Origin of the sequence: Halanaerobium polyolivorans (assembly GCF_020711195.1) — a bacterium.
Taxonomy (GTDB): Bacteria; Bacillota; Halanaerobiia; order Halanaerobiales; family Halanaerobiaceae; genus Halanaerobium; species Halanaerobium polyolivorans.
Window position 1 is genome coordinate 77,641 of sequence record NZ_JAJFAT010000005.1, and the last position, 12,654, is coordinate 90,294.

The following is a 12,654-nucleotide window of genomic DNA, read 5'->3' on the forward strand; positions in this document are numbered from 1 at the left end:
TTTTAAAAGGCTTTTTGGATTTTATTATAAATTAACTCTATATCTTTTTTTAGTTTTTCTGTCTTAGATATATAATTTATCAATAAAACTATATCTTTCTCATAAGAAAAAATAATATATTTTTCTTTAATATGGGTTCTAATAATCCGATGCAAATATCTAATAATCTGTTCTTCGAGTTCATAATAATAAAGTGTAGTTCCTTTATTGTTTTCAGAATATATTTTCGAGAAATCAATTCTTAAAGTATATAATTGATAGGGCAAACTCAAATCCCAACCAGCAAGTTCACCTCTTTTAATTAATTCTTCTTTTGATTTAACCCTTCCCCCTACCAAATCTTCTATTAATTCACTATTACATTTTTGAGCAAGGCGCTGGACAATATAATTTTGATGAAGTTTTAAAGAAAAGGCATAAGCAGCCTGTAAAATAGCTATACAGGCATCTTTTTCTAATTTATTTTCTTCTAAAATAACTAAAAAACCAAGTGTTTCCTCATTATGGCTCAATTTAACCTGAACCTCTCTTACTTCTTTGCCCTGCCAATCATAAATCACTCTTTTGATCAAAATATCATATTCACAAAATATTTCTTCACTTGCTTTAATCTCTTTTTCTTCTAAATAATTATAAAATTCTTTATCAGCTTTAAGAGCTTTGGTAATATATATAGTATCATCCTGATATTTGTCTAATAAAAATACAGGATTATCAACTTCTTCAATCAGAGCATTACATAGAGTTTGTAAACCACCATCATTTAGTAAAATCTTTTGATATTTCTGCTGTAAAGACAATATTTTTTCTTCTCTATTCAATGCAAATTCCCTCCTTTAGTGCTTATTATATCATGCATTAATTTACTTCTCTACTATTTATTTAAATAACCCTGCAGGGAAAGTAAAGAAGGAGATTTGCAAAAATTAAAAGAAGAGAGCATTTATTCTTCCCTGATTTTATATCCTCATAAGTTGGATATATTTAATCCGGAAGAACAAATGCTCTTTTATAATTATTTAACTTTATATTTCAATCAAATTTATTGATCTGATTCAATAGGAAGATCTTCTCTAGCACTCCACTCAATCCAGGAGCCATCATAATTAGCAACATCTTCATAACCTAATAACTGACTTAAGACAAATGTTGTATGAGAAGAACGAACACCTGACTGACAATAATTATAAGCAGCTTTATCTGGAGTTACTCCTTCTGCTTCATAAATATCTCTTAATTCATCAGCTGTTTTGATCAAGTTATCTTCGTTAAGATTTTCTGTCCACTCTATCCAGATTGGAGTAGGAATTCTTCCTGCTCTTTCAGCTGGATTCCTCTGCATTGCTCCAGTATACTCATCATTATTACGAGTATCTACAATATTTATATTTTCATCATCAATTGCAGCTAGCATATCATCAGCTGTAACAAGCCAGGATTCATCAACTTCACCCATCTCATATTCTACAGCATCTCTACCAGGACTTGAAAGAGCAATATCATAATCAAGTGCACGCCAGAAATCTAATTGACCATCTAATAATCTAACATCTTCATGCCCTAACATGGTCATCATCCACCACATTCTTGCCGCATCATGACCACCACCTGAAGTATAAACAACTACAGTATCATCATTGCTAATTCCATTTTCACCCAGCCAATTTGCTAAGCCTTCATGAGAAATTCTCATACCAGCATATTCATGATCTGGATCGGTTACATCTGATCTCCAAACCTGAATCGCACCAGGAATATGACCCATAGCATAAGCATCAGCTCTTCTGAAATCAATTACTGCTACATCATCACGATCTTTGATTTCATTAAGCTCCATCGCACTAATTAATGAATCCGTACTTTCATATCCTCTTTCTTCAATCGGAACATAACCTTCCATATCAATATCTAAATCAGTATAAAGAGTTGATTCATAAAATAAGCCTCCACCAAGAATTAAAACAGCTACTACTAAAACAATTATCGTTTTCTTTTGCACTTTGTTTTTGCCTCCCCTAGAGTTTTGTATTGTCTTTTTTTTCACAATCTTTATTGTTAAGTATATTATAACTATAATATTGAGAAAATAAATTATATAAAAATATGAAATATAACACTTTATTTTGTCTTTTTACACAAAAAATTAAGTTATTGTGTGATTTTTATAACTTTTTTAGCTGTTGTTTAAAATGATTGTTATTATCATTTCTTTTTTATTTTTTTAAAAGTTCATCTTTCAAAGTTTATTAAAATTTTTAAAAAATAATTTGCTTATAAACTTGACAAACAAGCATATATATTGTATTATATTTATAGAGTTAATAAGAATGATTCTTAATAAGAATTTTTCTTAGTAAAGTTGATTAAAAAATATGGGGGTTAAAAAAATGAAAAATTATGAAAAAATGCAAACTTACTTATCAAATCTTGCTGTGTTGAATACAAAACTTCACAATTTACACTGGAATGTTGAAGGCAAGCGTTTTGTCCAGGTTCATGAATACACAGAAGGTTTATATGATGATTTCTTCGAAAAATTTGACGAAGTAGCTGAACTAATGAAAATGAAAGCTGAAATGCCTTTAGTAAAAATGACTGACTATCTTGAAAATGCAACAATCGAAGAATTAGACGCTAAAGTATTTGGCTGCCAGGAAGTACTAGAAATCGTTGCAGCTGATCTTAAAGAAATGAAAGCTTTAGCAACAGAAATCAGAAATGATGCTGATGAAGATGGAGATTTTAAAGTAGTTGGAGAGTTTGAGGAGCATGTAGCTGGCTACAGCAAAGATCTATGGTTTCTTAGATCAATGCTGGTAGATTAATAAAAATCAATAATTTAATAATAACATCCCTTAGTAGTAATGATAATATAGTCCATTCAATTGAATGGACTATATTTTTTTATTTAATAAAACTTTTTAAATAACTTTCTATTTTTTTTATAGGCATTGCTTTACTAAAATAATATCCTTGAACATAATCATTATTCAGCTCATTAAGTTGTTTTAACTCTGCTTCGGTTTCAACTCCCTCAGCTATTGTTTTCAATTTCAAGACATGGGCAAGATTAATTATTGCCTCAACAATACCTTTACCTTCTTTGTTTAAAGTCATATTTCTAATAAAGGAAATATCAATTTTTAAAAAATCTATTGGGAATTTATGTAAATAACTAAAAGAAGAATAACCGGTACCAAAATCATCTATAGCAATCGCAAAACCTTTTTCTTTCATTGTTCTCATAATTTCTAAATTATGATCTACATCATCCATAGCACTTGACTCAGTAATTTCAAACCTTATCAAAGAATTATTAATTTCACTTTCTGTTATAATTTGATATATTTTTTCTAAATGCTTTCTGTCTTCTAATTGTTTTGCAGAAAGATTAATCGATATTGGCACAACTTGATAGCCGAGCTCAATCCATCTCTTTAAATTAGCTATTACTTTTTTAATAACAATTAAACCAACTTTTTTGATCAATTTAGATTCTTCTAAAATTGGGATAAATTCTTCGGGTGAAATAGACTTATTATCTTTTGTATTAAACCGCAATAAAGCTTCTAAACCATATAAACTATGATTTTGGCCGCAATAATATGGTTGATAGTAGATTATAAAATCATCATTTTTTATCGCTTGATTTAATTGAGCTTCCATTTGACTATATCTTTTTATTTCTAAATTCATTTTGCGATCAAAAAAAGCATAATCATTTTTTTTGCTCTTTATTAATGCTACTTCTGCATTTGATAACAAACTTTCAGAAGCTCTACAATCATCAGGATATATAGAAATACCTAAACTTGCATTTAACATCAAAGAATTATTATTATAGTTGACTGGTTCAGCAAATAAATTTAGTATTTTTTCTGCTATTTCGTGAATTTTATTTATTGAGTTGAGATTATCAATTATTAAAGCAAATTTATCTCCACCCAAATAGGCCAGATAATGCTCTTTATCAATTTTCACACTGTTTTTTCTATTATCAGCTTTTATGTTAATTAAATCTGCCGCTAAATTCATCAAAGAGTTTACGTTTTTATCAGATGAATATAGATCATTTAAATGTTTTATTTTATTGATATTTATTGCTATAACTGCAAGTTTCTGCAGCTTATCTAGTTTAATTAAATCATTGATTTTAGAAACTATAGCTTTACGATTTGGCAGAGAAAATTTTAGATCATAATTTGATATATATTCTATTTTTTGCTTCAATTTCTCATTTTGAGTTATGTCTTTACCAACAGAAATGAAATTAACTATCTCACCTTGACTATTTTTAATTGGAGTAATAGTTTGTTCTGAATAAAACAATTCTCCATTTTTCTTTTTATTAATTATTACATCATTAAAAACTTCCCCTGATTTAATGGTTTCCCAAAGATTTTTATAAAATTCATCATCATGTTTACCTGACTTAAATAATGATGGGTCTTCTTTATTAATTTCAGTTTTGTCATAACCTGTTACTTCTTTTACAGTAGTATTTGCATATTTTATTACCCCATCTGAATCTGTTACAACAATCCAATTATCAGTTTCGTTAATGGCTTTTTGCAAAACACTGAAGTCGATTTCTTTTTTTGCATAATTCTTTCGATGTCTTGCTATTGAAATTACTTCTTTAACTTTTCCCTTTTCTGTAATAAGATTATTATACCAGCTGCAATCAACCCTTGAGCCATCTTTTTTAATTGCCTGACTAAATAGATAATTAGGAAAAGACTCTATTTCTTCTTTTTTCCAATTTTTCCATTCTTCACGATCTTTCTCTGCAATTATAGTTGAAATAAATTTCTTGTTTTTAATTTCATTAAACTTCCAACCAAACAATTCTTCTGCTTTTTGATTTAAATCAATAATTCTCCCTTCTGCATTCCAGGAAATAAAAGGTAGAGGTGCATTGTGGTAGATTGAATTATATCTTTTTTTGTTGTATTTTAATTCTTTGTAATCTGACATTAATATAATCTCCTTATTTAATAGATATTATTTTATACTATATTCCAAATAAAAATTAGAACTTCACACCCTAACTCTAATAATCTGCAGTCAGTTTAGACCATTTGTTATCTAATTAAACCTTTTAAATAATCTATCAATCTTTATTTTTCTTTCTTAAACTAGACTAGCTTAATATATAATTATATTCTGTCTGTATATTATTTAATTAAAGAAAGTTGACAAAAATCCTTTAATTTAATAAGAAAGAAGATTTTTATAAAAAAAGCTTAATAAAAAAATCTCCCAAGTGATTAGTCACTGGGAGATGCTTAAGTTTACTGTTATATAAATGATTTTAAATGGCGCGCTCGGAAGGATTCGAACCCTCAGCCTACTGATCCGTAGTCAGTCGCTCTATCCAGTTGAGCTACGAGCGCATTTAAATTACAACATTAATTATTATAACAGTATTTCTTTATCTAGTCAAGGATTTTTGCAGCTATTTTTGTCGGCTTAAACTTAATTATTTTGTAATTTCAAACTCTTTTTCGATCTCAGCAAATTCATAATTTATAGATAATAACTCTACTTCTAATATATAATTTCCCTTATCAAATTGAGATAGTTCAATCTTTTCTGCAAAATAATGAGTTTGATCTGCCGGAATATCTACATATTGAAAAGCTTGAATAAATGCCTTATCTTCTGCCCAGGAATATAATCTATTTCCTGCTTCATCTTTTATATAAATATTATATTTATGACCAGAACTAAATTCTAAAGTTCTTTCTGAATCACTATTATTAATTACAGCAATTTTAAGTTCTAATTGATCTTGCACTGAATAATCTTTTTCGGATAAAATTAACTCTAAATTTAAAACTTCATTTTCTTCCATCTTTATTTGGTCTCCATTTTTTATAGTTGGCCGATCATTAACAACAGAATTTGCCGCAGCCGCTGTAGAGATTAAAATTATTAGAAAAATAAGCAAAAAAAGCTTTTTCTTCTCCATCAAAAAACCTCCTTACTGTGTTATTTTAAGTCAAATATTAATACTATAACACCAACAATTATTAATTTTTACTCACCAATAATTTTCACCAGTACTCTTTTACGGCGTTTACCATCAAATTCTCCATAAAATATCTGCTCCCAGGGGCCAAAATCTAATTCACCATCTGTAACAGCAACTACGACTTCTCTGCCCATAATCTGTCTTTTTAAATGAGCATCTGCATTATCTTCAAATCCATTGTGTGCATACTGAGAAACGGGCTCATGGGGGGCTAACTCTTCCAACCATTTTTTATAATCCTGATGGAGACCACTTTCATCATCATTAATAAAAACACTTGCTGTAATATGCATTGCATTAACAAGACATAAACCATCTTTTATTCCACTTTCCTGAAGAACCTCTCTAACCTGATTTGTAATATTAATTAATTCCATTCTCTTATCCGTATTAAAATAAAGATATTTTCTGATTGACTTCATTTAGACCACTCCTTATTTTAAATTATAATCTTTTTTTAACTGATGGTGCAATTCTTAAACTAATAAAAATAATTAAAGCTGCTACTATAGAAATATCAAATAATCCATAACCAATTGCCAGGCCTAAGCCTGCCACTCCCCAAAGGCTGGCAGCTGTAGTTAAACCTTCTACTTTATCTTCCTGTTTAATTATAGTACCTGCACCAAGAAAACCAATCCCACTAATAACCTGGGCTGCTAGCCGAGCAGGATCTCCTGTTATACCATAATCAAGATTAACCTTGGAAACTTCAATAGATAAAATCATAATCAAGCAAGATATTACAGAGACTATTACATTTGTCCTTATCCCAGCTGCTTTATTTTGTTTTTCCCTATCATAACCAATTAAGGCTGCAAGTACTCCAGCTAAAATTAGCTTTAAATAACTTAACCAATTTAATACCATAACTAATTACTACCTCCTCTATACTTCTGCTTCACGTGCATCCATTGTTGAAGTACCTAAGGAAACACTTAAGGGAAATTCTTCATTATTATCCTGATTTGTCTGTGCAAAACTATTAATTATTTTATCAGCTATTTTATCTGCTTGCTCTTGATCTGTTTCTTTTAGAATAACTGCCAGTTCATCTCCCGCAATTCTGGCAAGAATTTCTCCTTCTTTAAAGTTCTTTTGCAGTAAATCAGCTGCTTTTTTGATATATTTATCACCCTGAGTATGGCCGTGATTTTCATTGATCATTTTAAGTTTATTCAAAGAAACAATTATTACACTGATCGGAAAACTACCTAATTCTTTAAGCCTTTCCAGCTCTTCATAAACAAATTTTCTATTATATAGCCCTGTTAGTTCATCATGATAGCTTAAATATTTTATTTCTTCATTTTTGGCTTTCAATTCTGCTTTTAATCTCTTATTTTCTGCAGACAAATCCTTTAACTTTTTTGAGCTCTTTGAATCTTTTCGCACTATTGATCCCACCTTTGCAAAAATTAAATATTTATTGCATAATCTATCTGATGATTATATAATTCAAGAAAAATTTGCTCTATCCTGCTTCTAAAAAATTATTATTATTTAACAATTAAATTTTCCCTTTTGTAAAAAACAATCAACAGCCTCTGCAGTTTCAAGCTGATAATGAATTTCTTTGTGCCCATAAGGTAAGGTTATAAAATCACTTAAAAAATCAGCTTTAACAGAATCTACCTCTATTCTGCCGTCATTTGCATCTTTTAACAATTTGCCTAATAAAAGATTATTTTTGGTGCCTGCAATAGCACCAATTTCTATATCATCTCCTTTAGATAATTGTAACTTAGCTAGCTCAGTAGGAACAATAGAATCTAAAGTTTTAAATATCTTTGTAAAAAAGGGCAGGTATTTTTTGCCCTTCACAGCTAAACTGCTGCCACAATTAGGAGTAGCAATTAAAACCACTCTATTAATATGACTTTTATCTTCAATCTCTGCTAGATAATTTCTAATGACCAATCCTCCAGAACTGTGAGCAACAAAATTTATTTTTTCATCTTCAGCAAGTTCTAATTTAAGCTTTTGCACCTTATTTTTGAAAATTAATCCTGCTTTTTTGATGGTTTTAAAGCTTAAGGGCAGTTCAAATAAAATCACTTGATAAGAAAGTTTAGTTAAATTTTCTTTAAGAACCTGCATATCATTTTTCTTCTTATAATAGCCATGTAATAATATCACTTTTTCTTTCATCAAATACTCCCCCAAAACTTTAAAATCACCAAATTATTATTAACATAATATTCTAACTTTATTTAAGTATGAAAAGACAGCGGGAAACCGCTGTCTTTTCAACTATCTATATTTTGTTAAGAAGAGCTTACTCTTCTTCTTTTTCTGGAGCATATGCTTCTTCGAGACGTTTATATGATTTATAACGCTCTTCGGCAGCTTCTTCAGCCCTTGCAAAGAGTTCTTCGGCGATTTCTGGGAATGTTTGTTGTAAGGAAGAGAAACGTACCTCACTTAATAAGAAATCACGGAAGTCTTCAGAAGGCTCTTTAGAATCCAGACTAAATGGATTCTTGTTTTCTGCTTTAAGTTCTGGATTAAAGCGGAATAGATGCCAGTAACCAGATTTAACAGCATCTTTTTCTTGTGTCACACTACAGCCCATACCACACTTAAGTCCATGTGAGATACATGGTGAATAAGCAATGATTACAGAAGGTCCATCATATGCTTCAGCTTCAGCAATAGCTTTAATAGCCTGATTCATATTAGCACCTAATGAAATTTGAGCAACATAGACATAACCATAAGTCATAGCCATTTGACCCAGATCTTTTTTCTGTATCTTCTTACCTGAAGCAGCAAATTTAGCAGCTGCAGCAGTTGGAGTAGCTTTTGAGGACTGACCACCGGTATTAGAATAAACTTCTGTATCAAAGATCAAGACATTCACATCATCACCAGAAGCTATTACATGGTCTAAACCACCAAAACCGATATCATAAGCCCAGCCATCTCCACCAAAGATCCACTGAGATTTTTTCACAATAAATTCTTTGCGATCTACAATCTCAGCAATAACTTCGTTATCACTATATTTAGCAAGTAATGGCATCATTTCTTTTTTCAGTTCTTTTGTTTTTTCACCATCCTGCATATTATCAAGGAACTCTTTCATTAATTCATTTAGTTCTTCATCTAGGTTGAGCTCAATTGCTTCTTCCATAAGATCAGCAATTTTAGCTCTAATCTGCTCTGTGGCTAGATACATACCATAACCATATTCAGCATTATCCTCAAATAATGAGTTAGCCCAGGCAGGTCCATGCCCTTCTTCATTTGTGCTGTAAACAGATACAGGAGCAGAACCACCCCAGATTGAAGAACAACCTGTTGCATTAGCAATTAACATCCTATCACCAAATAATTGAGTTACCAGCTTAGCATAGGCTGTTTCTCCACAACCTGCACAAGCACCTGAGAACTCAAGTAGTGGTTCCTGGAACTGACTACCTTTAATATTAGTTGCAGGCATCAGATCATCTTTAATTGAGACTTCATTAATTGCATATTCCCAATTGTCTGCTTCTTGTTCTGTCATCTTAGCAAATGATTCCATTTCTAAAGCATTAACTGGACATACATCTACACAAACACCACAACCAGTACAATCATAAGGACTAACCTGAATTTTGTACTCTAAACCTTCAAGCTGTTTTCCTCTTGCTTCTAAAGTTGTGAACCCTTCAGGAGCATTTGCAGCTTCTTCTTCATCAAGTAAGAAAGGTCTAATTACAGCATGTGGACATGCTAAAGCACACTGGTTACACTGAATACATATATCATCTTTCCAGTCAGGTACATTGATAGCGATACCACGCTTTTCATATTTAGAAAGTCCTGGAGGGAAGTGACCATCTTCACGACCTACAAAAGTGCTTACAGGTAAATCATCACCTTTTTGTTTGTTAACTACTTCCAGAACATTTTTAACAAATGCAGGTACATCTTCTTCCTCTTCAACTTCTTCAGATTCGGCTTGAGCCCATTCTGCTGGAACATCGATTGAAGTTAAAGCATCAACTGCTCTATCAACAGCTTTATGGTTCATTTCCACAATCTTTTCTCCTTTATGGCCATAGGTATCTTCAATAGCTTGTTTGAGATATTCTACAGCTTCATCAAATGGAATAATATCAGCTAGTTTAAAGAAGGCAGTCTGCATAACCATGTTGATTCTGCCACCTAAACCAACTTCTTGAGCAATCTTCACACCATCAATGGTATAAAAATCGATATTGTTTTCTGCAATATATTTTTTCATTTCACCCGGCAATTTTTCTGATAACTCATCTTCAGACCAGGTGCAGTTAAGCAAGAATTTGCCACCTTCTCTAAGATCAGATACCATATCAAATTTATCAACATATGACTCTTTATGACAGGCTACATAATCAGCCTCATCAATTAAGTAAGTAGATTTAATTGGTTCATCTCCAAATCTCAAGTGAGATACAGTTACACCACCAGATTTTTTGGAGTCATAAGAGAAATATGCTTGAGCATATTTATCAGTGTTATTACCAATAATCTTAACCGCATTTTTGTTAGCTCCAACTGTTCCATCAGAACCAAAGCCCCAGAATTTGCAGCGAACTGTACTTTCTGGAGAAGTATTAATATGTTCTTGAGGTTCAAGATTTGTATGTGTTACATCATCTTCAATACCTAAGGTGAATGCATTCTTAGGATCATCTTTTCTGAGATTATCAAAAACTGCTTTGATATGAGTAGGTGTAGTATCTTTAGAACTTAATCCGTAACGTCCACCAACAATCACAGGTCTTTTTTCTTTATCATAGAATAATGATCTTACATCTTCATAAAGAGGTTCCCCTACTGCACCAGGTTCTTTGGTCCTATCAAGTACAGCAATCTTCTCAGCAGTTTCTGGAAGAGCCTTCATGAAGTATTTCTCGGAGAAAGGACGATAAAGTCTTACTTTAATTAAACCAACTTTTTCTCCTTTGTCAACCAGATATTTAACTGTCTCTTCGATTGTATCTGTCACTGATCCCATTGCAATAATTACGTATTTTGCATCTTCTGCTCCTACATAATTAAATGGATGATATTCTCTACCTGTTAACTCTGAAATCTCCTGCATATATTCTTCAACTATATCAGGAACAGCATCATAAAAACGGTTTGCTGCTTCACGAGCCTGGAAGAATATATCTGGGTTTTGAGCTGTACCCATTGTCACAGGATGTTCGGGATTTAAAGCTCTGTGTCTAAATTCGCTGACCTTTCCGTGATCAACTAAATCTGCTAAATCATCATAGTCTAAAACCTCAATTTTTTGATATTCATGAGAAGTTCTAAAACCATCAAAGAAATGAACAAATGGTAAACTAGATTTGATAGCGGATAAATGAGCAACCCCTGCTAAATCCATTACCTCCTGAACACTACCAGAAGCTAACATAGCTGTTCCAGTTTGTCTGGCAGCCATCACATCTGAGTGATCTCCAAAAATTGAAAGAGCATGAGTAGCAACTGTACGAGCACTAACATGAAAAACACCAGGTAATAATTCCCCAGCGATTTTATACATATTAGGCAGCATCAGTAATAGCCCCTGTGAAGCTGTAAAAGTACTTGTTAAAGCACCAGCAACCAGTGAACCATGTACAGCACCAGACGCTCCACCTTCTGACTGCATTTCTGTCAACTTAACTTGCTGGCCGAAAATGTTTTCACGACCATGAGCACTCCAAGAGTCGACGAGTTCAGCCATCGGAGATGAAGGAGTGATAGGATAGATTGCTGCCACATCAGTAAATGCATAAGCCACATGAGCTGCAGCAGTGTTTCCATCCATGGTTTTCATTTGTTTTGCCATTATAATTTTCCCTCCTATTATAAGGTAAATTCTTATTTTTATTTCCTCTTTAAGTATAATACTTTACAAAGGAGCTGTCAAATATTTCACAGCTTAATAATGGCAAAATTCTTTATTCGAAATAATTAGAATAATTATAATAAAACATTAAAATCTAAAACTCCTCTAAACATTTTTTGGCTTTAATTAAATAAAGTGATTTATTCAGATATTCATAACTGGAATTAAGACAATTTTCAGCCATTAAATCTGTTAATTTATCAGGTAAATAGAAATTAACCGGTTCACCTGCCAATTTTTCAAAAAAGATAATAATTTTTGCAAAAATAGTCTGAGGGTTAAAATCTAAAATGTATATTTTACCACCCGGCTTTAATACTCGACTCGCTTCTGATAATGCAGCTTCTACTTCTCTAAAATGATGTAGAGCATCAGAAATAGTTAAATAGTCAAAACTATTATCTGAAAAAGGTAAATCAGCACCATCTGCTAAAATTAAATCTAGTTTTTGCGCAAATTCTTTTTTTTCTGCTTTTTTGAGCATTGCTTTAGAAGGGTCAGCAATTGTTATCTCTACAGCTTCAGGTAGATGTTTTGCTAACTCACCTGTTCCTCCACCTAGATCTAATAATTGTTTAGGCTCATTTTGTGCATTAGCTTTTAAAATGTCTTCTAACTCTTCTGCTTCGATTTTTTCACCAAGCTTAACAAGTACTTTATTATGTCCAGAAAGATTCATTGCCAGATCAAAAACGGGAGCGATTAGACTAAATAGATCCATCTTTTCACCTCTTCTACTTTA

At 31.7% G+C, this 12,654-nt stretch carries 11 protein-coding genes and 1 tRNA gene; 1 reads left to right on the forward strand and 11 read right to left on the reverse strand.

Annotated elements, in window-relative coordinates:
* Positions 1-2 precede the first annotated feature (2 nt).
* Positions 3-821: a hypothetical protein gene (locus LJ207_RS04865; RefSeq protein WP_229344612.1), complete on the reverse strand. Its 819-nt coding sequence runs from the start codon at positions 819-821 to the stop codon at positions 3-5.
* Between the two features lie 221 nt (positions 822-1,042).
* Positions 1,043-1,999 carry a sulfurtransferase gene (locus tag LJ207_RS04870; protein WP_229344614.1) on the reverse strand — a complete coding sequence of 319 codons (957 nt, stop codon included), beginning with the start codon at positions 1,997-1,999 and terminating at the stop codon, positions 1,043-1,045.
* A gap of 388 nt (positions 2,000-2,387) precedes the next feature.
* Here LJ207_RS04870 and LJ207_RS04875 point away from each other — a divergent pair, with 388 nt between their 5' ends.
* Entirely contained in the window at positions 2,388-2,825 is a 438-nt protein-coding gene (locus tag LJ207_RS04875) for a Dps family protein (RefSeq protein ID WP_229344615.1), read from the forward strand.
* Between the two features lie 79 nt (positions 2,826-2,904).
* On the opposite strand, the gene LJ207_RS04880 is transcribed toward LJ207_RS04875, so the two are convergent.
* From LJ207_RS04880 to LJ207_RS04920, 9 genes are all read right to left on the reverse strand, one after another.
* Positions 2,905-4,977, reverse strand: coding sequence for an EAL domain-containing protein (locus tag LJ207_RS04880; protein WP_229344617.1), 2,073 nt, complete (start codon positions 4,975-4,977; stop codon positions 2,905-2,907).
* Between the two features lie 342 nt (positions 4,978-5,319).
* A tRNA-Arg gene (locus tag LJ207_RS04885) sits at positions 5,320-5,396 on the reverse strand.
* An 86-nt stretch (positions 5,397-5,482) separates the two neighbouring features.
* Positions 5,483-5,974, reverse strand: coding sequence for a BsuPI-related putative proteinase inhibitor (locus LJ207_RS04890; RefSeq protein WP_229344618.1), 492 nt, complete (start codon positions 5,972-5,974; stop codon positions 5,483-5,485).
* A gap of 68 nt (positions 5,975-6,042) precedes the next feature.
* Positions 6,043-6,459, reverse strand: coding sequence for a secondary thiamine-phosphate synthase enzyme YjbQ (locus tag LJ207_RS04895; RefSeq protein ID WP_229344620.1), 417 nt, complete (start codon positions 6,457-6,459; stop codon positions 6,043-6,045).
* A gap of 22 nt (positions 6,460-6,481) precedes the next feature.
* Positions 6,482-6,907: an MgtC/SapB family protein gene (locus LJ207_RS04900; protein ID WP_229344622.1), complete on the reverse strand. Its 426-nt coding sequence runs from the start codon at positions 6,905-6,907 to the stop codon at positions 6,482-6,484.
* 18 nt (positions 6,908-6,925) lie between these two features.
* A complete protein-coding gene (locus LJ207_RS04905) occupies positions 6,926-7,432 on the reverse strand; it encodes a GGDEF domain-containing protein (protein ID WP_229344623.1) in 507 nt (168 codons plus the stop codon).
* A gap of 108 nt (positions 7,433-7,540) precedes the next feature.
* On the reverse strand, positions 7,541-8,188 hold the full coding sequence (locus tag LJ207_RS04910) for an alpha/beta fold hydrolase (protein WP_229344625.1): 648 nt from the start codon (positions 8,186-8,188) through the stop codon (positions 7,541-7,543).
* Positions 8,189-8,315: 127 nt separating this feature from the next.
* Complete coding sequence (nifJ, locus tag LJ207_RS04915) at positions 8,316-11,852, reverse strand: pyruvate:ferredoxin (flavodoxin) oxidoreductase (protein WP_229344627.1); 3,537 nt, start codon at positions 11,850-11,852, stop codon at positions 8,316-8,318.
* Between the two features lie 154 nt (positions 11,853-12,006).
* Positions 12,007-12,633 carry a class I SAM-dependent methyltransferase gene (locus LJ207_RS04920; protein ID WP_229344629.1) on the reverse strand — a complete coding sequence of 209 codons (627 nt, stop codon included), beginning with the start codon at positions 12,631-12,633 and terminating at the stop codon, positions 12,007-12,009.
* Positions 12,634-12,654 lie beyond the last annotated feature (21 nt).